The sequence below is a fragment of the Pantoea sp. 18069 genome (genome assembly GCF_902706035.1).
Lineage (GTDB): Bacteria > Pseudomonadota > Gammaproteobacteria > Burkholderiales > Burkholderiaceae_C > Comamonas.
Genome location: NZ_CACSJA010000007.1, coordinates 48343 through 69426, shown reverse-complemented (window position 1 = coordinate 69426; position 21084 = coordinate 48343). Strand labels below are relative to the sequence as shown.

Sequence of the window (21084 nt, the reverse complement as noted above, 5' to 3'; positions counted from 1 at the left end):
GGCAGCCTGCGGGCCTGGGCGGCGCTGGCGTGTCAGAGCCGGTAGCCCGGATCCATGCGGTCGAGCTTGCGCAGCAGCGCCGGCCATTCCATGAGGCCGTAGGGGCGGCGCGTGCCGGGCTGGTAGTTGTTCCAGGTTTCCTCGAGCACGGCGGGCGCGACGGCGGTGAACGGCGTGTTGCAGGCCATGGCCGCGAGCTGCGCGCGGCAGGCGAGTTCGAGCCTGTGCATCCAGTTGAAGGCTTCGCCGACCGAGCGGCCCACGGTCATCGCGCCGTGGTTGCGAAGGATCAGGGCCTCTCCCTGGCCCAGGTCGCGGATGATGGACGCCTGCTCCTCGAGGTTGAGCACCACGCCCTGGTAGTCGTGGTAGCCGATCTTCAGAAAGCGCATCGCGGTCTGCGTCAGCGGCAGCAGCCCGCAGGCCAGCGACGAGACCGCCATGGAAGCCCAGCTGTGGGTGTGGATCACGCAGTCGACTTCGGGGCGCGCGGCGTGCACCGCGCTGTGGATCACATAGCCGGCCTTGTTGACGCCGTAGTTCAGCGCGCCGAAGTCGGGCCGGGACAGCACGTTGCCGTCATGGTCGACCTTGATCAGGCTGGAGGCGGTGATTTCCTCGTACATCATTCCGTAGGCGTTGATCAGAAATGCACCGTCCTCACCGGGAACCCGCGCGGAAATGTGGTTGGCCATCATGTCGGCCATGCCGTAGTGCTCGATCAGTCGGTAGCAGGCCGCCAGGTCGACACGCGCCTGCCATTCGGCTGCGGAGCACTGGCCGCGCATCGAGGGAATGTTCAGCGGCTGGGAATCGGGGGATGTCATCGGGGTCTCCTGGAGTTTTGTCGTCGCATGCCATGCAGCGCCAGTGCAGAACACTGGACTGATGGCTTGGGAGGACTGTAGGCAGGGACCGGGCGCGCGGATAGTCTGGGAACTGCACCCCCTCTTCACATTGCGTGAAGAGCAGCGCCCGTCGGCAACGTGAGAGGGGCGCTTCAGTTCTGGCGCGTGGCCGGCGTCGCCGGCGCGCGCGTGCTGGCCCTGGCAATCACTTCAAAGCCCACATCCTGCGCGGGCTCCACGCTGTCGCCGCGCATGCGCGCAATCAGCGCCGTCGCGCCCAGGCGGCCGATATAGGCGCCGTCCACCTTCACCGTGGACAGCGCCGGAATGGCGTCGGCGGCGAGCGCCTGGTCGCCAAAGCCCAGCACGCCCAGTTGCTGCGGCACTTGCAGACCCAGGGCATGGGCCTGGGCGAGCACGCCTTGCGCCAGCGCGTCCGAGCTGCAAAAGACCGCATCCACGTCGGGCGCCTGGGCCAGCAGCGCGCGCAAGGCCTCGCGCCCGCGGCCGGCCTGGGGGCTGTCTTCGGGGAACACCACCTGCCGGGGCTCGCGCGCCCCGGTTTCCGCCGCCGCGCGCACAAAGCCCAGGGCGCGCCGGAGGGCCCGGCTGTCGTCGGAGCGCAGGATCGCCGGCCGCTGGTAGCCGCATGCGGCCAGATGGCGAAACGCGGCCCGGCCCGCATCTTCCTGCGAAAAACCGATGATCACGTCCAGCGGGTGGGGCGTGTAGTCCCAGAGTTCCACCACCGGGATGTCGGCGTTGAGCAGCAGCCGGCGCGCGCGCGCCGTGTGTTCGGTGCCGGTCAGCACCACGCCTTCGGGCCTGCGGCTGAGCATGGCGGCGAGCCAGGTTTCCTCGTGCTCGGGGTCATAGCGGGAAATGCCCAGCGTGGTCTCGTAGCGTTGCGCCGCCAGGCCGGTGACCAGCGCGTCGAGCATGTCCGAGAACAGCGAATGCCCCATAGAGGGCACGATGGCCGCGACCAGCCGGGTCTGGCGCGAGGTCAAGCCGCCCGCGAGGGAATTGGGCACATAGCCCGATTGCTCCACCGCCTGGGCCACGCGCGCGCGCGTCGCCTCGGCCACGAGCTCGGGCCGCTGCAGGGCGCGCGAAGCGGTGATCGGCGACACGCCGGCCAGACGCGCGAGGTCTTTGAGCGTGGGGGCGGAGGAAGGGCGCGAAGGACGGTGGGACATGCTGCTCCATGGTTGAAATGATTGCGTTGTCATGATAAGCATGATCGCACTCATTTCAGAATGATTTCTTATTGGTGAACGTCCCGATGAAACAGCAGGGGAAAAGAGGAATGATTGCGCAATCATTTCTGGAGACCTTGATGTACCGAACCAAGCTTGACCGACGTATTGCCCTGGCGGGCCTGCTTATCGCGGCGACAGCCCCGCTGGCCGTGCTGGCACAACCGGCCTATCCCGCCAAGTCCATCACGCTGGTGATTCCCTTTCCTCCAGGCGGGCAAACGGATGTGCTCGGGCGCCTGTTCGGCGAGCGTCTGTCGCAGCGCCTGGGCCAGCCCGTGGTCGTGGAAAACCGGGCCGGTGTGAATGGCTCGCTTGCCTCCGAAGCCGTGGCGCGCGCCAGGCCCGACGGCTACACGCTGGTGATCGGCGGACCGGGCACGCATGCGATCAACCAACTCGTCAATCCGAACGTGAAGTACGACACGCGCAAGGACTTCACGCACATTGCGATGCTCAGCCGGGTGCCCATGCTGATGCTGGCCTCGCCGGAACTCAAGGCGGGTTCGGTCGCCGAACTCGTGTCCCTGGCCAAGGCCAGGCCCGGAGCCTTGAACGTGGCCTTGACCGGCATAGGCTCGTCGGGACACATGACGACGGAGTTGTTCAAGCAGACGACGAACACCTCCCTCAATGACATTCCCTACAAGGGCGACATGCCGGCGATGACCGACCTGATCGGCAGCCAGGCCGATCTGCTGTTCGTTCCCGCGACTTCCGCGCTGCCGTTCGTGCAGGGCGGCAAGCTGCGGGCCCTGGCCGTTGCCGGCAGCAAGCGGCTGGCAGGGCTGCCCGATGTGCCTACGATGGCCGAGGCCGGTCAGCCGAGCGTCGTCAATTATTCCTGGACCAGCCTCGCGGGCCCGGCGGGCATGCCGGCCGACATCGTGCAAAAGCTCAACCAGGCATGCCAGGAAATTCTTGCCCAGCCCGACGTGATCGCACGCATGACTACCATGAGCAATGAACCCACGCCCGGAACGCCCGCGCAGGCTGCGAGCTTCATCGCCGCCGAAGTCGCGCGCTGGACCGATGTGGTGAAGACCGGAAACATCCGTATCGAATGAACATGCTGCCTACCAACCATTTCAAACACGCGCTGCGCGCGGGCCGCGCCCAGATCGGCGTCTGGTCGACGATTCCCTCGCCCTATGTCTGCGAGCTCATTGCCGGTGCCGGCTACGACTGGATGCTGCTGGACACCGAGCACACGCCCAGCGACGTGCCGCTGATGCTGCAGCAACTGCAGGCCGTGGCCGCGGCCCAGCCCGCGCCCCAGGCTCTGCCCACGCAGGCCGTCGTGCGCCCCGCGTGGAACGATGCGGTGCTGATCAAGCGCTATCTGGACATAGGCGCGCAGACCCTGCTGCTGCCATTCGTGCAGAATGCCGAGGAAGCCCAGGCCGCGGTGCGTGCCATCCGCTACGCGCCCCACGGCATACGCGGCATGGGCGGCTCCACGCGCGCGGCCAACTTCGGGCGCACTGCCGACTACGTGGCCCGCGCCGCCGACGAACTGTGCCTGCTGGTGCAGGTGGAAACTGGCGAGGCGCTCGAGCAGATCGAAGCGATTGCGGCCGTGGACGGCATCGACGGCATCTTCATCGGCCCCGCGGACCTGTCGGCCAGCCTAGGCTACCCGGGCCAGACGCGCCATCCGCAGGTCAGCCGGGCGATAGACGACGCCATCCGCCGCATCCGTGCCTGCGGCAAGGCGCCGGGCATTCTGATGGTCGACGAGGCGCGCGCGCGCGAATGCCTGGACCTGGGCGCGCAGTTCGTCGCCGTGGTGCTCGACACGCTGGTGCTGCGCGACGGGCTGGACGCCACGGCGCGGCGCTTTCGTGGCCCGGCGCAGGTGGCGGCCCCCGCCGTCGCTGCAGCCAGCAGCTATTGAACGAGGCCGAACGCATGACTTTCGACACCTCCTCCTGGCTGGCCGAAGCCCGCACGCTGATCGGCCCGGCCCATGTGCTCAGCGAACTGAACGGCGACGATGTATCGGCCTATACCCATGACTGGCGCGGCAAGTTCGAGGGCCAGGCGCTGGCGGTGCTGCGCCCGGGTAGCACGGCCGAAGTGCAGGCCCTGGTCCGGCTCGCCGCGCGCACGGGCGTGGCGCTGGTGCCCCAGGGCGGCAATACCGGCCTGTGCGGCGCCTCGGTGCCGATGGCCGGCGGCCTGCAGGCTGTATTGCAGCTGGGCCGGCTCAGCCGCATACGCGAGATCGATGCCGAGAACAACACCGCCACCGTCGAGGCCGGCTGCATACTGCAGACCCTGCAGGAGCAGGCGGCCGCAGCGGGCCGGCTGTTCCCGCTGTCGCTGGGTGCCGAAGGCTCGTGCCAGATCGGCGGCAATATCGCGACCAATGCCGGCGGCGTGCAGGTGCTGCGCTACGGCAATATGCGCGAACTGGTGCTGGGCCTCGAAGTGGTGCTGCCCGATGGCGAATGCCTGGACCTGCTGCGCGGGCTGCGCAAGGACAACACCGGCTACGACCTCAAGCAGCTGTTCATAGGCGCCGAAGGCACGCTGGGCATCATCACCGCCGCCACGGTCAAGCTGTTTGCCGCGCCCAGCGCCGAAGTCGTGGCCTTCGCGGGCCTGTCCTCGATTGCCCAGGCCGTGCGCCTGCTGGGCGCGCTGCGCGGCCATCTGGGCGAGCGCTTCACGGCCTTCGAGCTGATCTCCGGGCCGGCCGTGGCGCTGGTGCGCGACTATTTTCCCGAAACGCCCGCGCCGCTGGAGGGCGACTGGCCTTGGTACGTGCTGATGGAAGCGGCCGACGGCGGCAGCGACGAAGTGCTGCGCGAGGCGCTGCAGACCGCGCTGATGGCCTGCCTCGAGGGCGGCTGCCTCGAAGACGTGGTGCTGGCCGGCAACCTGGCCCAGGGCCAGACGCTGTGGTCGCTGCGCGAGAACATCACCCACGCCCAGCAGATGGACGGCAGCAACATCAAGCACGATGTCTCGTTGCCGATCTCGCGCATTGCGGCCTTTGTCGAGCAGATGCTGGTAGAGCTGCCGCAGGCGTTTGCCGGCGCGCGGCCCATCGTCTACGGCCATCTGGGCGACGGCAATCTGCACTTCAACCTGAGCGCACCGAAAGGCATGGACGCCGCTGCCTGGCAGCACCAGACCGAGGCCGTCAACCAGTTGCTGCACGACGCCGTGGTCGCGCTGCGCGGCAGCATCAGCGCCGAGCATGGCATAGGCCAGCTCAAGCGCGATGAAATGGCGATGTACAAGACCGTGGCCGAGCTGGCCGTGATGCGCCGCATCAAGCAGGCGCTGGACCCGCAGGGCCTGATGAACCCCGGCAAGGTCCTCTAGGCTGCGCGGTCCGCCTTTTTTCTTGAAGCAGCCCGCGCCATGCGCGGGCACCGACCCGGAAGACAGTCTTTCATGCAACGTTCCCCTGAGTCCCTGCGCAGCGCGCGCTGGTTCGCCCCCGATGATTTCCGCTCCTTCGGCCACCGCTCGCGCGTGCTGCAGATGGGTTATGGCTATGAGGACTGGATGGGCAAGCCGGTCATCGCCATCATCAATACCTGGAGCGACGCCAACCAGTGCCATGCGCACTTCAAGCAGCGCGTCGAGGACGTCAAGCGCGGCATCCTGCAGGCCGGCGGCTTTGCGCTGGAGCTGCCCGCGATCTCCCTGTCCGAAAGCATGGTCAAGCCCACGACCATGATGTACCGCAACTTCCTGGCGATGGAAACCGAGGAACTGCTGCGCAGCCACCCGGTCGACGGCGCGGTGCTCATGGGCGGCTGCGACAAGACCACGCCGGGCCTGACCATGGGCGCGCTGAGCATGGGCCTGCCCTTCATCTACCTGCCCGCGGGCCCCATGCTGCGCGGCAACTGGAAAGGCAAGGTGCTGGGCTCGGGCTCGGACGCGTTCAAGTACTGGGACGAGCGCCGCGCGGGCCGCCTCTCGGACCAGGCCTGGAACGAGATGGAGGCCGGCATTGCGCGCAGCCACGGCACCTGCATGACCATGGGCACGGCGGCGACGATGACCGGCATCGCCGAGGCCGTGGGCCTGTCGCTGCCCGGCGCCTCGTCGATTCCCGCGGCCGACGCCAACCATATCCGCATGAGCGCCGCCACCGGCCGGCGCATCGTCGACATGGTCTGGGAAGACCTCACGCCGGCGCGCATGCTCACGCGCGCCAACTTCGAGAACGGCATTGCCTGCGCCATGGCCATGGGCTGCAGCACCAACGCCATCATCCATCTGATCGCCATGTCGCGCCGCGCGGGCCATGCGGTCAGCCTCGACGACTTCGACGCTTTCAGCCGCCGCGTGCCCGTGGTCGCCAATATCCGCCCCAGCGGCGATGCCTACCTGATGGAGGACTTCTTCTACGCCGGCGGCCTGCGCGCGCTGCTAGAACGCATACGCGGCCACCTCCAGACCGAGGCGCTCACCGTGAACGGCCGCACGCTGGGCGAGAACATCGCCGGCGCCGAGGTCTACCATGACGACGTGATCCGGCCGCTGGACAAGCCGATCTACGCCGAAGGCGCGCTGGCCGTGCTGCGCGGCAACCTCGCGCCCGGCGGCGTGGTCATCAAGCCCAGCGCCTGCGCGCCGCACCTGCTGCAGCACACCGGCCGCGCGCTGGTGTTCGACGACTACCCCAGTCTCAAGAAGGCCGTCGACGACCCGGACCTCGACGTGACGGGCGACGATATCCTGGTGCTGCGCAACGCCGGCCCGCGCGGCGCGGGCATGCCCGAGTGGGGCATGCTGCCGATTCCCACCAAGCTGCTCAAACAGGGCGTCAAGGACATGCTGCGCCTGTCCGACGCGCGCATGAGCGGCACGAGCTACGGCGGCTGCCTGCTGCACTGCTCGCCCGAATCGGCCGTCGGCGGCCCGCTGGCGCTGGTGCGCAGCGGCGACCGCATCACCGTGGACGTGCCCGCGCGCAGCATCCATCTCGAGATCAGCGACGAGGAACTGGCGCGGCGCAAGGCCGCGTGGACTGCGCCGCCCGCGCGCCACGAGCGCGGCTACGGCTGGCTGTTCGGCCAGCATATCCTGCAGGCCAACGAAGGCTGCGACTTCGACTTTCTTGAAACCAGCTTCGGCAAGGCCGTGCCTGAACCCGACATATTCTGAAGCGAGACCACCCATGACACCCGAAACCCGTGAACTGCTGATGCATGTGAGCACCGCCACGCTGTGCACCGCACTGTTCAAGCGCGGCCTGCGCAACCAGTTCATCCAGGACGTGCGGCCGCTCAACCCCGGCCTGCCCAACATGGTGGGCGAAGCCTTCACGCTGCGCTACATGCCGGCGCGCGAAGACCGCAATATGCTCAGCGTGTTCCAGAACCGCGAGCACCCGCAGCGTCAGGCCGTGGAGCAGTGCCCGCCGGGCGCGGTGCTGGTGATGGACAGCCGCAAGGACGCGCGCGCGGCCTCGGCCGGCGGCATCCTGCTGGCGCGGCTGATGCAGCGCGGCGTGGCCGGCGTGGTCACCGATGGCGGCTTTCGCGACAGCCCCGAGATTGCGCAGTACCGCATGCCCGCCTACCACTGCCGCCCGAGCGCGCCGACCAACCTCACCTTGCACGAGGCCATAGAGATCAACGGCCCCATAGGCTGCGGCGATGCACCGGTGTTTCCGGGCGACGTGGTGGTCGGCGATGCCGAAGGGGTGATCGTCATTCCCGCGCATCTGGCCGATGAAGTCGCGGCCGAAGCCGTGGAAATGACGGTGTTCGAGGACTTCGTGCAGGAGCGGGTGATGCAGGGGCACTCCATCCTGGGCCTGTACCCGGCGACCGATGTGCATAACCACCATGACTTCGCGGCATGGCGAAAGGCTTGCGGGCGCTGATTTCATGTCACTATCTACGGTGCCGCCCGCAGCACGCGCCCATGGCGCCCCTGCGTTTCGACCCGTGACCGGCTTCCGGTCGTCAGAATGATGGAAAGAAGATCCCTTATGAGCGTTTCCTACCCCAATGTCCAGTTGCTGATTGCCAACAACTGGGTCGATGCCGCCAGCGGCAAGCACATTGACGTGCGCAACCCGGCCACGGGCCAGGTCATTGGCACTGTTGCCCATGCGGGCATTGCCGACCTGGACCTTGCGCTGGCCGCGGCGCAAAAAGGCTTTGAAGTCTGGCGCGATACCTCGGTCTACGAGCGCGCGGCCGTCATGCGCCGCGCCGCTGCGTTGCTGCGCGAACGCGTCGAAGAGATCGCCAGCGTGCTGACGCAGGAAAACGGCAAGCCCCTGGCCGAAGCCCGCGTGGAAATCAACGCCGGTGCCGACATCATCGACTGGTTCGCCGACGAAGGCCGGCGCGTCTACGGCCGCATTGTGCCGGGCCGCAATGTCGCCGCGCAGCAGATGGTGATCAAGGAGCCTGTCGGACCCGTCGCGGCCTTCACGCCCTGGAACTTCCCGGTCAACCAGATCGTGCGCAAGATTGGCGCGGCGCTGGCCACGGGCTGCTCCTTCCTGTGCAAGGCGCCCGAGGAAACCCCGGCTTCGCCGGCCGCGCTGCTGCGCTGCTTTGTAGACGCCGGCATTCCGGCCGGTGTCGTGGGCCTGGTGTTCGGCGACCCGGCTGAAATCTCCAGCTACGTGATCGCCCACCCGGTGATCCGCAAGGTGACCTTCACCGGCTCCACGGTCGTGGGCAAGCAGCTGGCCGCGCTCGCGGGCCAGCACATGAAGCGCGCGACCATGGAGCTGGGCGGCCATGCCCCCGTGATCATTGCGGAAGACGCCGATGTGGCGCTGGCCGTCAAGGCCGCGGGCGCGGCCAAGTTCCGCAATGCGGGCCAGGTCTGCATCTCTCCCACGCGCTTTCTGGTGCACAGCAGCCTGGTTGGCGAGTTCAACCAGGCCTTTGTGCAATATGCGCAGTCGCTCAAGCTCGGTGACGGCCTGGCCGAAGGCACGAGCCTGGGCCCATTGGCCAACCCACGCCGCGTGACCGCGATGCAGCAGGTCGTGGCCGATGCGCGCCAGCGCGGCGCCGAGATCCTCACCGGCGGCGAACGCGTGGGCGAGACCGGCAACTTCTTTGCGCCCACGCTGATCGCGAACCTGGAGACCGACGCCGACCTGTTCAACCAGGAGCCGTTCGGCCCCATCGCCGGCATTCGCGCCTTCGACCGCCTCGAGGAAGCGATTGCTGAAGCCAACCGCCTGCCTTACGGCCTGGCAGCCTATGCGTTCACGCGCTCGTTCAAGAACGTGCAACTGCTGTCCAGCCGTGTCGAGACCGGCATGCTGTGGATCAACCAGCCCGCAACGCCTTCGGCCGAGCTGCCTTTCGGCGGCATCAAGGACTCGGGCTATGGCACGGAAGGCGGCCCGGAAGCACTGGAAGCCTATCTCAACACCAAGGCGGTGTCCGTCGTCGGCATCTAAAAGCCGCAGCCGCCGCGCCGTTCAGGCCGGCGGCGTTTCGCGCGGCGCAATGCGCTGCGCCTGCAGAAACGACTGGATCAGCAGGCTGCGGCGGCGCTCGCGCGCATAGTAGAGATAGGTGCTGGTGGTGGCCGGGTCGCCGTCAATGCGGATCGGCACAAAGCGCGGGTCGGCAATGAACTCGGCTTCCGACACCGCGCCCACGCCCAGCCCGCGCGCGACGGCCTCGCGCAAGGCTTCGCGGCTGCCGACTTCCAGCGAGCAGCGCGTGCGCACGCCTGCGCCTTGCAGCGTGGCGTCCATCGTCGCCTGGGTCGTGGAGCCGGCTTCGCGGCGCAGCAATTCCATTCCCTGCAACTGCTCCACGCGCACGCTCGCGTGGCGCGCGAGCGGGTGGTCGCGGTGGGCGAAGAGGATGATGGGGTGGCGCGCATACAGCACGCATTCGAGCGCCGGGTTGTCGTGGCTGCCCGCGAGCACGCCGATGTCGGTGGTGTATTGCTCCAGGTCCGCGAGCACCTGCTTCGAATTCCCCATGCGTATCGACACCTCGATGCCCGGGCGCCGCAGCCGGTGCGCGGCGACCATTTCAATCACATGGAACGGGCCGACCGCGCCCAGGTGCAGCCGGCCCTGGTTGAGCTGGCCCGAGTCGCGCAGGAAGAAGTCGGCCTCGGCTTCAAGCGCGAGGATTTTCTGCGCGATCGGCAGCAATTGTTCGCCCGCGCTCGACAGGCTCATGCGGTAGCCGCGCCGGTGGAACAGCTCCACGGGGCTGTGTTGTTCCAGCGCGCTGATCTGGGCGGACACCGTGGGCTGGCTCAGCTTCAATGCGCGGGCTGCGGCGCTGAGGCTGCCCTGGTGGGCAACGGCGACAAAGGCGCGGTAGCGGGCGGTCGACATCTATAGGTTCCATCTATAAAAACACAGTGGAACAAGTCTAAAAATTTCACATGAAAGAAATATGTCGTTCCTACCATCGAGTGGTCAGACAGCTTGTCTCCCTCCACTTGATGCCCACCAGGAACGCCACCATGAAGACCACCCGAAGAAACTGCCTCCAGCTCGCCGGCGCCGCCGCGCTGGCTTTCGCCACAGTGAGTACTGCCTTCGCACAGACCGCCGAGTTGCGCGTCGGCCTGATCCCGTCCGAGGACGCGCAGGCCATGATCCGCGCCAGCCAGCAGGTCATGGACCAGCTCGCCGAGAAGACAGGCATGAAAGTGCGGCCCTTCGTCGCCAACGACTACAACGGCGTGATCGAGGCGCTGCGCTCGGGCAAGCTCGACATCGCCTACCTGGGCCCGTTCTCCTATGTGCTGGCCAGCAGCATGGCCAACGCCGAAGCGTTTGCCGTGGCCGTGACCAAGAAGACCGGCAAGAGCGCCTACCACAGCGTGGTCATCACGCGCAAGGATTCGGGCCTGGACAGCGTCGCCAAGCTGCAGCGCAAGACCTTTGCCTTTGTCGACCCGACTTCGGCGTCCGGCCATCTGTTTCCCAAGGCCGGGCTGCTGGCCGATGGCTTCGACCCGGAAAAACATTTCTCGCGCGTGATCTTCTCGGGCTCGCACGACGCCAACATCATGGCCGTGGCCAACGGCAAGGTCGACGGCGCGGCCGTGGCCGACCGCATCTTCGAATCGGCCGTCGCCAAGGGCGTGGTCAAGGCCGAGGACTTCCAGGTCGTCTGGCGCTCGCAGCCCATTCCCGAGTCGCCCATGGTCTGGCGCAAGAGCCTGGACGCGGCGACCCAGCAGAAAGTCGCTGCCGCGCTGGCCGAGATCAAGGGCCTGCCCTGGGGCGACCAGGGCGAGCTCAACGGCTTCGCACCGACTTCCGACAAGGCCTACGACGTGGTGCGCCAGACCGCCAGGACCTTGAACCTCGACCTCGGGAAAATGAAATGATACGCGCCCGCCAACTGCGCAAGAGCTTCGGCGGCAACCATGTGCTGCACGGCATAGACCTCGATGTACAGCCCGGCGAGTTCGTGGTGATGCTGGGCCTGTCGGGCGCGGGCAAGTCCACGCTGCTGCGCTGCATCAACGGCCTGGCCCGGCCCGACAGCGGCACGCTGCAGGTCGGCGGCATCGACCTGATGGCGCGCCACTCGCGCCGCGCACTGGCGCGCGAAGCGGCCATGGTGTTCCAGCACCACAACCTCGTGCCGCGGCTGTCGGTGCGCAAGAACGTGCTCACGGGCCGGCTGGGCGCGCTGCCCACGCTGCCGTCGCTGCTGCAGCTGTTTCGCCAGAGCGATCTGGATCTGGCGCACGAATGCCTGGAACGCGTGGGCCTGTCGCACAAGGCGCATGAACGTACCGAGTCGCTGTCGGGCGGGCAGATGCAGCGTGTGGGCATTGCGCGCGCGCTGGCCCAGCAGCCGCGCGTCATTCTGGCCGACGAGCCCGTCGCGAGCCTGGACCCCAAGACCGCGCGCACCGTGCTGCAGTACCTGCGCGAGGCCACGCGCGGCCTGGGCATTGCCGTGGTCTGCAATCTGCACCAGGTCGACTATGCGCGCGAGTTCGGCGACCGCATCGTCGGCCTGGCCCAGGGCCGCATGGTCTTCGACGGCCGCGCCGACGCGCTCGATGACACCGCGCTGCAGGCGATCTACCACGCGCAGCCGGCGGCCGTGACGCCGGCTGCTCCCCACCACTGGCAGCAAGCCATTCCCGCAGGAGGCCTGCTGTGAGCCATACCGCCAACAAGAATTCCTACCGCTGGACCGTGGCCGCGCCCGAAGGCAGGAGCGGCTGGCTGGCTTACGCCGCCATCGCGCTGGCCCTGGGCTGGGCGCTGCAGTGGAGCGCCACGGGCGCGCAACTGAGCTGGGGAGAACTGGCCAGCGGCATGCCGCAGATAGCCGACTTCCTGTCGCGCTCGGTGCCGCCCGACCTGAGCATCCTGCCGCGGCTGTGGGCGCCGGCGCTGGAAACCATACAGATCGCGATCTGGGGCACGCTGCTGAGCATCGTGCTGGCGCTGCCGCTGTCCTTCATCGCGGCGAGCAATCTGCACAGCTGGCACGGCCTGCGCCGCGTCACGCGCCAGTTCCTCAACGTGGTGCGCAGCATCAATGAACTGATCCTGGCGCTGGTGTTTGTCTCGGCCGTGGGCCTGGGGTCTTTTCCCGGCGTGCTGGCCCTGGCGCTGCACGGCATGGGCATGCTGGGCAAGTTCTTTGCCGAAAGCATTGAGGAAATAGACAGCGGCCCGCTCGAGGCGCTGCGCAGCGCGGGCGCCAGCCAGCTGCAGATCATTGTGTTTGGCGTCGTGCCCCAGGCCATCACCGCCTGGATCGCCGTGGTGCTCTACCGCTTCGAAGTCAATCTGCGCTCGGCCACGGTGCTGGGCATGGTGGGCGCGGGCGGGCTGGGCTTCGAGCTGGTCGGCAGCCTCAAGCTGTTCCGCTACCAGGAGACCGCGACCTGCATCATCGTGATCACCGCGATGGTGATCGCCGCCGATCTGGTCTCCAACCTGTTGCGCCAGCGCATTCAGCGCGGCGCTCGCCACTGATCCCGGCCGCCGGCGGCTCCTCCCCCAAGACCTTATTCGGAGCCTGGCAGCGTGGATCGCCGCCCTGGTGGGCTACGCCGTTTCCTTCCTCTTTTCTGGCAAATCACCGTGTGGACTTATCACAACCCCGTCAATATCCATGCCGCGCCGGGCGCGCTCGCGCAGCTGCCCCAACTGCTGGCCGGCCGCGACTGCATTCTCGTGACTTTTCCCCAAGCCCATGGCCTGGGACTGGTCGACAGGCTGCAGGCGCTGCTGGGCACCCAACTGCGCGCCGTCATCAGCGAGATCCAGCCCAATCCCGATGTGCAGTGGCTCGCGCCGCTCTACGAGCAGGTCCAGCGTGACCATGGCGACGTGCCCTGCGTGGTGGCACTGGGGGGCGGCAGCGTGATCGATACCGCCAAGGCCTTGCTCTGCGCCACGCCCTCGGGGCGGTTTGCCGAGTTGCTCGCGGCGCTGGAGCAGGGCGCGCAGCTGCCGCCCGGTGCGCACAAGGCCTTGATTGCCATTCCCACGACGGCCGGCACGGGCAGCGAAGTCACGCCCTGGGCCACGCTCTGGGACCAGGCCGGCGGGCGCAAGCATTCGCTGCACCAGCCCTGGACCTGGCCCGAGGCGGCCCTGATCGATGCCGAACTGATGCGCAGCCTGCCCGCGGGCGCGACGCTGGCCAGCGGCCTGGACGCGCTGTCGCATGCGCTCGAGGCGCTGTGGAACGTCAACCGTAACCCGGTCTCGAGCACGCTGGCCGTGAATGCGGCGCGGCGCATCCTGCAGACGCTGCCGCGGCTGATGCAGGATCTGGACGACGCCGGCCTGCGCGCAGAAATGGCCGAGGCCGCGCTGCTCGCCGGCCTGGCGTTCTCCAACACCAAGACCGCGCTGGCGCATTCGCTGTCCTACGAAATCACGCTGCGCTACGGCCAGGTGCATGGCATTGCCTGCTCGTTCAGCCTGCCGCTGGTGCTGGAGATGGCGCTGGGCGCGGACCCGCAATGCGACGCCGCGCTGCTGTCGGTTTTCGACGCGCGCACCGGCGAAGTGGCCGTCGCGCGGCTGCGCGGCTTCCTGCAGGGCCTGGGCGTATCGACCGATCCCGGCCAGTTCGGCCTGAGCGCCGCCGACTGGGACCGCATGGTGCAGTCCGCGGCCTGCGGCCCGCGCGGGCGCAACTTCATTCGTGCACTGGCCTGAGCCATGTCGCTGGCCACCTGCTGTCAATTGCCGCTGTGCTGCCTTTCTCTCTCCATTCATTCGGACACCCCCCATGACAAGCGCCCACGCTCCTCTTTTCTCCGCTACCTGCGCGTTCTTGCCCGAAGGCGCATCCGCCGACTTGGCGCCTTTGCAGGCCGTTATCTTTGACTGGGCCGGCACCCTGGTCGACTTCGGCTCGCTGGCGCCGACCCAGATCTTCGTGGAAGCCTTCGCCACGTTCGGCGTCCACATCACGCTGGCCCAGGCGCGCGGCCCCATGGGCCTGTCCAAATGGCAGCATATCCACCAGCTGCTGCAGGCGCCCGCCATCCACGCGCAATGGCTCAGCGTGTTCGGCAAGGCGCCCGAAGACGCCGACGTGGACGCGGTCTACGCGCGCTTCATGCCCTTGCAGATCGCCAAGGTCGGCGAGTTTTCCGCGCCGATCGCCGGCGCGGCCGAAGTGCTGCAGTGGCTGCGCCGCCAGGGCCTGCGCACGGGTTCGTGCTCGGGTTATCCGCGCGTGGTGCTGGACAAGCTGCTGCCCCAGGCGGCAGAGGCCGGCGTCGCCCCCGAACATGTGGTCGCGGGCGACGAACTCGCCGCGGGCGCGCGCCCCGGCCCGTTCATGGCGCTGGCCAATGTGCTGGCGCTGGCCGTCACCGATGTGCGCGCCTGCGTCAAGGTCGATGACACCGTTCCCGGCATAGAGGAAGGCCGCAACGCCGGCATGTGGACCGTGGGGCTGAGCCTTTCGGGCAATGAAGTCGGTTATTCGCTCGAAGAGTACGCCCAGGCGCCGGCCGAGGAAGTCGCCGCGCGCATCGCGGCTGCCGAGAACAAGCTGCGTTTGGCCGGTGCGCACTATGTCGTGCAAGGCGTGCGGGAGCTGCCGGCGGTGTTGCTGGAGATTGCCGCGCAGATGCGCGCGGGCGTGAAGCCGTAGTCTTCGGCGGGTTCAAGGATGGATCATGCGCGCAGGGCGTTCATGGTTCGACGGGCTCACCACGAACGGTTTCCCCACTCGCCCCGAGCCTGCCTGTGCGGCCTGGTCGAAGGGTGAACGGCCTGTCCTCAAAGCCAAGGGCAGGGCGCCCCCTCACCCCTGCGCCTGCTTCAACGCCCCCGCCAGATAGTCCACAAACACGCGGATACGCGCCGCCAGTTCGGTGTTGCGGTAATAGATGGCGTTCACGGGCTGCAACTGCTCCACGGTATGGGGAATGAGCAACTGCACCAGATCGCCGCGCGCGCGGTCGGCGCGGGTCATGAAATCGGCAAGGCAGGCAATGCCCTGGCCCGCCAGCGCGAGCTGGCGCACGGTTTCGCCGCTGGATGCGCGCAGGCAGGGCGTGATTTCGTAGTCCTCGCCGCCCGCATGGCGCAGCGGCCAGCGGTTGAGGCTTTCGGGCTGGGTGAAGCCGATCAGGCTGTGTCCGCGCAGGTCTTCGACATGGCGCGGCTTGCCATGGGCCTTGAGGTAGGCCGGTGACGCCAGCACGCGCAGCGCAAAGCGCGCCAGCGGCATGGCGTGCAGCGTAGAGTCGCGCAGCGCGCCTATGCGTATGCCTACGTCGGTGCGCTGCTCTATCAGATCGATCAGGTCGTCGTTGCTGTTGAGCTCCAGCTCGATATCGGGGTATTGGGCGCGAAAGCCCGCGAGCAGCGGCACGACGGCGTGCAGCATGAAGGGCGAAGCCGCATTCACGCGCAGCCGACCCGCGGGGTGTTCGCGGCGCGCGGCCATCTCGTCTTCGGCCGACTCGACGGCGTCAAGCACCGCGCGTGCGCGCAGCAGGAACAGGCTGCCTTCCTCGGTCAGCGCGAGCCGGCGCGTGGTGCGCCGCAGCAGCGTGGTGCCCAGCTTTTCCTCGAGCCGGCGCAGCGTGCGGCTCACGCCCGACACCGTTTGCGCGAGCTGCTCGGCCGCGGCCGTGATCGAGCCGGCGTCAATCACGGTCACAAAGGCCTGGAGTTCGTCTAGCGTGGTTTTCATGGATTGTTGATTTGGAATCAAGAGTATTGTGCTGATGCAAGGCTTTATCCGCAAGTATCCGGCGCGCATAGTACGGCTATTCCACTTCAATGCACCGCCATGCCACTTGCTCTTCTCGCGCTGACGATCAGCGCTTTTGCCATCGGGACGACCGAATTCGTCATCGTCGGTCTGCTGCCCACGCTGGCCGCCGACCTGGCCATCAGCCTACCGTCGGCGGGTCTGCTGGTGAGTCTTTATGCGCTGGGCGTCGCGATTGGCGCGCCCGTACTCACGGCCCTGACCGGCAAGCTGCCGCGCAAGGTGCTGCTGCTGGGCCTGATGGCGCTGTTCACCGCCGGCAATCTGCTGGCCTGGCAGGCGCCGAGCTATGAAGCGCTGGTTGCGGCGCGCGTGCTCACGGGCCTGGCCCATGGCGTGTTCTTCTCGATAGGCTCGACCATCGCCACCAGCCTGGTGCCGCGCGAAAAAGCCGCGAGCGCCATCGCCATCATGTTCATCGGCCTGACGGTGGCGCTGGTGACCGGCGTGCCGCTGGGCACGTTCATCGGCCAGCACTTCGGCTGGCGCGAGACCTTCCTGGCCGTCTCCTTGCTCGGCGCACTGGCCTTTGTCGGCAGTTGGGTGTTCGTGCCCGCCAAGCTGCGCCATACGCCGCCGGCGTCGCTGGCCCAGCAGGCCAGGGTGCTGACGCAGCCGCGGCTGCTGCTGGTCTATGCGACCACGGCCATTGGCTACGGCGGCACCTTCATTCCCTTCACGTTTCTGGCCGCCATTCTGACCGAGATCTCGGGCTTCAGCGCCAGCGCTGTCGGCTGGGTGCTGCTGGTCTATGGCGTGTCGGTCGCGGCCGGAAACCTCTGGGGCGGGCGGCTGGCCGACCGCAAAGGCGCGATTCCCGCGCTGAAGATCATCTTTGCGGCGCTGGCCGGCGTGCTGCTGCTGCTCAACTTCACCGCGCCCCATGCCTGGCTGGCGCTGGCCACGGTGCTGCTGTGGGGCGCGGTGGCGTTCGGCAACGTGCCCGGCCTGCAGGTCTATGTGGTCAAGCAGGCCGAGCGCTTTGCGCCCCAGGCCGTCGACGTGGCTTCGGGTCTGAACATCGCCGCCTTCAATCTGGGCATTGCGTTCGCGGCCTGGTCCGGCGGCCTGATTGTCAGCCACTGGGGCCTCAAGCACACGCCCTGGATAGGCGCTGCGGTGGTACTGGTGTCGCTGGCACTGACTCACTGCAGCGGCGCGCTCGACCGCCGCGACGGCACGGTTTCCCGCAGCAAGGGCCTGCCATCGGCCGCCCGCTGAAATCTTTCTTCACTCTCACTTTCTCAACGGAGCATCCATGACGACTTCCATCCATATCCCCGACCTGGGCCTGGGCACTTTCCGCCTGACCGGCAACACTGTGATCGACTCGGTGCGCAATGCGCTCGAAGTCGGCTACCGCGTGATCGATACCGCGCAGATCTACGGCAACGAGGCCGAGATCGGCCAGGGCATTGCCGACAGCGGCGTGGCGCGCGACCAGCTGTTCCTGACCACCAAGATCTGGACCGAAAACCTGGGCCGCGCCCAATTGTTGCCCAGCCTGCGCGAAAGTCTGGCCAAGCTGCGTACCGAACAGGTCGACCTGACGCTGATCCACTGGCCATCGCCTGCGGCCGCCGTGCCCCTGACCGAAACGCTGGACGCGCTGATGCAGGCCAGGGAACTGGGCCTGACCCGGGCCATAGGCATCTCCAACTTCCCGGTCGCATTGCAGCAGCAGGCCATCGATGCGGTCGGGGCAAAGGAAATCGCCACCAACCAGATCGAGCTGCACCCGCGCCTGCAAAACCCCGCGGTCGTCGCGCATGCGAAGCAGCACGGCATACGCATCACCTCGTACATGACGCTGGCCTACGGCCAGGCGCTCAAGGAGCCGCTGATCCAGGCGATTGCCCAGGCGCATGGTGCGACCGCCGCCCAGGTGACGCTGGCCTGGGCGCTGGCGCGCGGTTTCGCGGTGATTCCCTCGTCGACACAGCGCGTCAACCTGGCGGGCAACCTTGCCGCGCGCGAGCTGCGCCTGAGCGATGCCGAACTCGCGCAGATCGACGCCATGGACCGGGGCGAGCGCCTGGTCAACCCCGACGGCCTCGCCCCGCTCTGGGACTGATCGAGGGGCGGGCACTGCGCCACGGACGTGGACGTTAAGATGCGGCGATGGCCCGCATCAGCAACTTTAGCGGCTAAAGCCCTGGCCGCGTGACCCGCCCACCATGTACCAACAGATCTTTCTGCGCAACGTGCTCAGGCTGCTCGACGAGAAGCAGATGACCAGGCAGGCCCTGGCGCACAAGGCCGGCATGTCCATCTCCTTCCTCTCGGATCTGACCCATGGCAAGGCCAATCCCTCGCTGAAGATCATGGCGGCCATCGCGAGCGCGCTCGAAGTGCCCTTGCCGCAATTGCTCGAAGTCACGCAGGGTTCGCCGACGGTGCAGGAAGAAGCGGGCAGCTACGGGGCAGGGCAGCGCCTGCCGGCGGGCATGTCGCGTGTGGCCGCGGTACTGACCGACTACCAGGCGTTCAACGTGCGCCAGTGGGACGAGGCCAACCGAAAACGCATCGCCAAGGGCAAAGCGCGCGGCCTGTGAGGCACGGGCCCGCCGCCTATGTGGCCAGCTGCTGATGGCCGATTGATACGCAAGCCGCGCGTGGGCAGAGGTTCGAGCAGCCCGTCCCTGGCCGGCTCTTTGAAGGCCACGCGTATGGGCCTGCGTGAAAACCGAGGCTCGACCCGTCGCTCTCCCGGCTGGTATTGACCCGAAATAATCCTGAGCTTGGCTTTCATTGAAAGCAGCGTAAATGTGCGTTGCCATGGACAAGTCGAAAGCCGGGATGCGTTTATTTCGCATGAAATCTTGCGTGAATCTCATATTTCGAGAAGAAGCCTTCCCTGGAATCGTGGGTTATAGGAGGCTGTCGCTCCAGGGATCCTGTGCACCAACCCCTGCGACCGCTGGCAGCAAGGGCTAGCGCGGTTCGCATTGCCACCGTCTCGCGAGGTGATGCAAAGGATCCCTGGAGAAAACGAATGCGCCACCCATGGCCAACTTTGAGGAGACATGCATGAGCCAGACCACCACGGCGAAATCTTTTCGAAATGCGATAACGCACAAGGCCGGCATTGACGTTGAACAGGCTCCCGACAAGGGTGCGCCCCCGGGGATTTTTCAGCATGAGCGCAAGTAAAAAAATCAATTCAAGGAGACACAATGAAAACTGGATATATTGGATTTTCTGTTTTTTTGGGCTTGTTTTCGGCGGCGCATGCCCAGTCGAATGTGACGCTTTACGGCACATTGGATATCGGCATTGCGAAAACCTTTAACGACCCTGCCGTGAGTGTCAGGAGTTCGAAGTTTCCTTCGAATTGGGGCATTCGCGGTTCAGAAGACCTGGGAGGCGGGCTCAAGGCCAACTTTCATCTCGAATCGAACATTCTTTCGCTGGATACGGGAGAGATGGTGGGCGGCAGCGGCTTCACCCGCCAATCCTGGGTCGGCCTGAGTGGCAATTTCGGCGAGTTGATGCTCGGCCGCACGACCACGCCGCAAGCGCGTCTGATGGCCACGTTCGACCTGAATGGCATCTCGGATGTAAACCCCTGGAGCACGTTGGGCGTGGCAGCGAACGGCAGCCTCGGCGGCGCGCGCCACAGCAACCAGGTCCAATATGGCACGCCCAATCTGTCGGGCTTCCAGGCACGGGCATCCTATAGCTTTGACGAGACCAGCACGAATGACGTCGGAGCGCGCGACGGCAATTTCCAGATCGGAGCCGGCTATGGCAGCAAGCAATGGACGGCGGCAGCGGTGCTCATGCCCAAAAAGCGTGCGGGACGCCTGAACGCTGTGCCTGAGAGCAGTTATCAAAACGGCTTCGTTGCAGGTCTGAAATATGACCAGGGAAGCTTTGTCGTCTCGGGCCTGTTTCAGCGTGATGAGCAGAAATTGCTGGGCGACAGCGTAGGTGTAGCGGTGGCTGCGCCGTTCGGTGCGTTGACCGTGGGCGCGCAGTATGCGCTCGTGACCAGGAGCACCGATGCGCAATACAAGGACGCGAATGTCTTCGAGCTGTTTGCCAACTATGCATTGTCCAAGCGGACCTTGCTGTATGTGATCGCGGCTGGTGCCAACCGCGATGCGCAACGCGCGCGCAAGTTGCGGCACAAGGACTCGCTGTCGGCAGGCGTGCTGCACCGGTTCTGATCTGTCGGTGCCCCGGGGCCGCTGCGGCCCGGGAGTGTTCCTTGGCGTAGCGCCGCGCGGGCTGGCCGCGCGCAGCTCAATCCTCCCAGGGCAGCTTGTCCGAAGTGTCGGGCGCGACGTCGGCCGGGCCGGTGAAGATCGCTGGCGCGCCTGTGGATGCGCGCGTAGCGGCAGGCTTGCGCGGCGCTGGCGCAGTGCCTTTCCCGGCCTGCTCCATCACTTCGCCGCCCTGGGCCTTGAGGTCTTCGGGCCACCAGGTCTGAAACGGCTGGATGTCCACGCCCAGCGGCACATACCATCTGCGCTGTTGCGGGTCCCAACGCGCGCCCAGGCTCTTGGCCTGGTCCTTGGCCGCGAAGGGAACGTTGAGTAGGAGTTGGGCTTGTTTCATGGGGGCCAATCTTAAGCGCAGCGCAAGGCCGATTCAGCGCTGCATCCTGCGGCGATGCGCGTCCATGTTCATCAAGGGCCCCGGCATCTGCGCATGCGATGGCTTTTCAATCCGTTCAACGACTTTGGGGGTTCAGTCGACCAGCAGCTGTATGCGGCCAAGAATAATGGGCACAACCGGATCGAGCGCCTGGAGATG

At 66.8% G+C, this 21084-nt stretch carries 21 protein-coding genes; 16 read left to right on the top strand and 5 right to left on the bottom strand.

Translation table 11 applies throughout. From position 1 onward, the window contains the following. Positions 1–32 precede the first annotated feature (32 nt). Both GVL12_RS07835 and GVL12_RS07830 read right to left on the bottom strand, forming a co-directional pair. Complete coding sequence (locus GVL12_RS07835) at positions 33–827, bottom strand: class II aldolase/adducin family protein (RefSeq protein WP_159912586.1); 795 nt, start codon at positions 825–827, stop codon at positions 33–35. A gap of 173 nt (positions 828–1000) precedes the next feature. Then, positions 1001–2047 carry a LacI family DNA-binding transcriptional regulator gene (locus GVL12_RS07830; protein ID WP_159912584.1) on the bottom strand — a complete coding sequence of 349 codons (1047 nt, stop codon included), beginning with the start codon at positions 2045–2047 and terminating at the stop codon, positions 1001–1003. Between the two features lie 140 nt (positions 2048–2187). On the opposite strand from GVL12_RS07830, the gene GVL12_RS07825 reads away from it, so the two are divergent. The 6 genes from GVL12_RS07825 (at position 2188) to GVL12_RS07800 (ending at position 9518) form a co-directional block, all read left to right on the top strand. Next, a complete protein-coding gene (locus GVL12_RS07825; RefSeq protein ID WP_159912582.1) occupies positions 2188–3174 on the top strand; it encodes a tripartite tricarboxylate transporter substrate binding protein in 987 nt (328 codons plus the stop codon). Next, complete coding sequence (locus GVL12_RS07820) at positions 3171–4004, top strand: HpcH/HpaI aldolase/citrate lyase family protein (protein ID WP_159912580.1); 834 nt, start codon at positions 3171–3173, stop codon at positions 4002–4004. The genes GVL12_RS07825 and GVL12_RS07820 overlap by 4 nt, the downstream gene beginning before the upstream one ends. Positions 4005–4018: 14 nt before the next feature. Next, the gene (locus GVL12_RS07815) at positions 4019–5443 is read left to right on the top strand and encodes an FAD-binding oxidoreductase (protein ID WP_159912578.1); all 1425 of its coding nucleotides are present in this window, start codon (positions 4019–4021) and stop codon (positions 5441–5443) included. A gap of 72 nt (positions 5444–5515) precedes the next feature. Continuing rightward, the gene (araD, locus tag GVL12_RS07810; protein ID WP_159912576.1) at positions 5516–7243 is read left to right on the top strand and encodes an L-arabinonate dehydratase; all 1728 of its coding nucleotides are present in this window, start codon (positions 5516–5518) and stop codon (positions 7241–7243) included. Between the two features lie 13 nt (positions 7244–7256). Next, positions 7257–7967, top strand: a complete 711-nt coding sequence (locus GVL12_RS07805; RefSeq protein ID WP_159912574.1) for a ribonuclease activity regulator RraA — start codon at positions 7257–7259, stop codon at positions 7965–7967. Between the two features lie 108 nt (positions 7968–8075). Further along, positions 8076–9518 (top strand): NAD-dependent succinate-semialdehyde dehydrogenase, encoded by a 1443-nt coding sequence (locus GVL12_RS07800; RefSeq protein ID WP_159912572.1) that lies wholly within the window; start codon positions 8076–8078, stop codon positions 9516–9518. Between the two features lie 21 nt (positions 9519–9539). Here GVL12_RS07800 and GVL12_RS07795 read toward each other — a convergent pair whose 3' ends face one another. Continuing rightward, positions 9540–10421, bottom strand: a complete 882-nt coding sequence (locus tag GVL12_RS07795; protein ID WP_159912570.1) for a LysR substrate-binding domain-containing protein — start codon at positions 10419–10421, stop codon at positions 9540–9542. Positions 10422–10552: 131 nt separating this feature from the next. Here GVL12_RS07795 and phnD point away from each other — a divergent pair, with 131 nt between their 5' ends. From phnD to phnX, 5 genes are all read left to right on the top strand, one after another. Next, positions 10553–11428: a phosphonate ABC transporter substrate-binding protein gene (phnD, locus tag GVL12_RS07790; RefSeq protein WP_159912568.1), complete on the top strand. Its 876-nt coding sequence runs from the start codon at positions 10553–10555 to the stop codon at positions 11426–11428. Then, positions 11425–12219 (top strand): phosphonate ABC transporter ATP-binding protein, encoded by a 795-nt coding sequence (gene phnC, locus GVL12_RS07785; protein ID WP_159912566.1) that lies wholly within the window; start codon positions 11425–11427, stop codon positions 12217–12219. Before phnD ends, phnC begins: the two co-directional genes overlap by 4 nt. Beyond that, the gene (gene phnE, locus GVL12_RS07780; protein WP_159912564.1) at positions 12216–13046 is read left to right on the top strand and encodes a phosphonate ABC transporter, permease protein PhnE; all 831 of its coding nucleotides are present in this window, start codon (positions 12216–12218) and stop codon (positions 13044–13046) included. The genes phnC and phnE overlap by 4 nt, the downstream gene beginning before the upstream one ends. Positions 13047–13154: 108 nt before the next feature. Then, complete coding sequence (gene psrA, locus GVL12_RS07775; protein ID WP_159912562.1) at positions 13155–14243, top strand: iron-containing alcohol dehydrogenase PsrA; 1089 nt, start codon at positions 13155–13157, stop codon at positions 14241–14243. 142 nt (positions 14244–14385) lie between these two features. Further along, positions 14386–15192 carry a phosphonoacetaldehyde hydrolase gene (gene phnX, locus GVL12_RS07770; protein ID WP_200843593.1) on the top strand — a complete coding sequence of 269 codons (807 nt, stop codon included), beginning with the start codon at positions 14386–14388 and terminating at the stop codon, positions 15190–15192. Between the two features lie 153 nt (positions 15193–15345). On the opposite strand, the gene GVL12_RS07765 is transcribed toward phnX, so the two are convergent. After that, entirely contained in the window at positions 15346–16242 is an 897-nt protein-coding gene (locus GVL12_RS07765) for a LysR family transcriptional regulator (protein ID WP_159912558.1), read from the bottom strand. 99 nt (positions 16243–16341) lie between these two features. On the opposite strand from GVL12_RS07765, the gene GVL12_RS07760 reads away from it, so the two are divergent. The 5 genes from GVL12_RS07760 (at position 16342) to GVL12_RS07745 (ending at position 20495) form a co-directional block, all read left to right on the top strand. Then, complete coding sequence (locus tag GVL12_RS07760) at positions 16342–17544, top strand: MFS transporter (protein WP_159912556.1); 1203 nt, start codon at positions 16342–16344, stop codon at positions 17542–17544. A 49-nt stretch (positions 17545–17593) separates the two neighbouring features. Next, on the top strand, positions 17594–18397 hold the full coding sequence (gene dkgB, locus GVL12_RS07755) for a 2,5-didehydrogluconate reductase DkgB (protein ID WP_200843592.1): 804 nt from the start codon (positions 17594–17596) through the stop codon (positions 18395–18397). Between the two features lie 103 nt (positions 18398–18500). Continuing rightward, entirely contained in the window at positions 18501–18878 is a 378-nt protein-coding gene (locus GVL12_RS07750) for a helix-turn-helix domain-containing protein (RefSeq protein WP_159912552.1), read from the top strand. Positions 18879–19353: 475 nt separating this feature from the next. After that, positions 19354–19476: a hypothetical protein gene (locus GVL12_RS26860; RefSeq protein ID WP_306770580.1), complete on the top strand. Its 123-nt coding sequence runs from the start codon at positions 19354–19356 to the stop codon at positions 19474–19476. A 23-nt stretch (positions 19477–19499) separates the two neighbouring features. Further along, positions 19500–20495, top strand: coding sequence for a porin (locus GVL12_RS07745; RefSeq protein WP_159912550.1), 996 nt, complete (start codon positions 19500–19502; stop codon positions 20493–20495). A 76-nt stretch (positions 20496–20571) separates the two neighbouring features. Here GVL12_RS07745 and GVL12_RS07740 read toward each other — a convergent pair whose 3' ends face one another. Beyond that, complete coding sequence (locus GVL12_RS07740; protein WP_159912548.1) at positions 20572–20886, bottom strand: DUF5710 domain-containing protein; 315 nt, start codon at positions 20884–20886, stop codon at positions 20572–20574. Between the last annotated feature and the right edge of the window lie 198 nt (positions 20887–21084).

Coding starts and splice junctions, on each gene's coding strand:
- GVL12_RS07835 (WP_159912586.1), bottom strand. CDS start 827: ATGACATCCCCCGATTCCCAGCCGCTGAACATTCCCTCGATGCGCGGC.
- GVL12_RS07805 (WP_159912574.1), top strand. CDS start 7,257: ATGACACCCGAAACCCGTGAACTGCTGATGCATGTGAGCACCGCCACG.
- GVL12_RS07830 (WP_159912584.1), bottom strand. CDS start 2,047: ATGTCCCACCGTCCTTCGCGCCCTTCCTCCGCCCCCACGCTCAAAGAC.
- GVL12_RS07800 (WP_159912572.1), top strand. CDS start 8,076: ATGAGCGTTTCCTACCCCAATGTCCAGTTGCTGATTGCCAACAACTGG.
- GVL12_RS26860 (WP_306770580.1), top strand. CDS start 19,354: ATGAGCCAGACCACCACGGCGAAATCTTTTCGAAATGCGATAACGCAC.
- GVL12_RS07815 (WP_159912578.1), top strand. CDS start 4,019: ATGACTTTCGACACCTCCTCCTGGCTGGCCGAAGCCCGCACGCTGATC.
- GVL12_RS07740 (WP_159912548.1), bottom strand. CDS start 20,886: ATGAAACAAGCCCAACTCCTACTCAACGTTCCCTTCGCGGCCAAGGAC.
- GVL12_RS07820 (WP_159912580.1), top strand. CDS start 3,171: ATGAACATGCTGCCTACCAACCATTTCAAACACGCGCTGCGCGCGGGC.
- GVL12_RS07795 (WP_159912570.1), bottom strand. CDS start 10,421: ATGTCGACCGCCCGCTACCGCGCCTTTGTCGCCGTTGCCCACCAGGGC.
- phnC (WP_159912566.1), top strand. CDS start 11,425: ATGATACGCGCCCGCCAACTGCGCAAGAGCTTCGGCGGCAACCATGTG.
- GVL12_RS07750 (WP_159912552.1), top strand. CDS start 18,501: ATGTACCAACAGATCTTTCTGCGCAACGTGCTCAGGCTGCTCGACGAG.
- araD (WP_159912576.1), top strand. CDS start 5,516: ATGCAACGTTCCCCTGAGTCCCTGCGCAGCGCGCGCTGGTTCGCCCCC.
- GVL12_RS07745 (WP_159912550.1), top strand. CDS start 19,500: ATGAAAACTGGATATATTGGATTTTCTGTTTTTTTGGGCTTGTTTTCG.
- GVL12_RS07825 (WP_159912582.1), top strand. CDS start 2,188: ATGTACCGAACCAAGCTTGACCGACGTATTGCCCTGGCGGGCCTGCTT.
- phnD (WP_159912568.1), top strand. CDS start 10,553: ATGAAGACCACCCGAAGAAACTGCCTCCAGCTCGCCGGCGCCGCCGCG.
- GVL12_RS07760 (WP_159912556.1), top strand. CDS start 16,342: ATGCCACTTGCTCTTCTCGCGCTGACGATCAGCGCTTTTGCCATCGGG.
- GVL12_RS07765 (WP_159912558.1), bottom strand. CDS start 16,242: ATGAAAACCACGCTAGACGAACTCCAGGCCTTTGTGACCGTGATTGAC.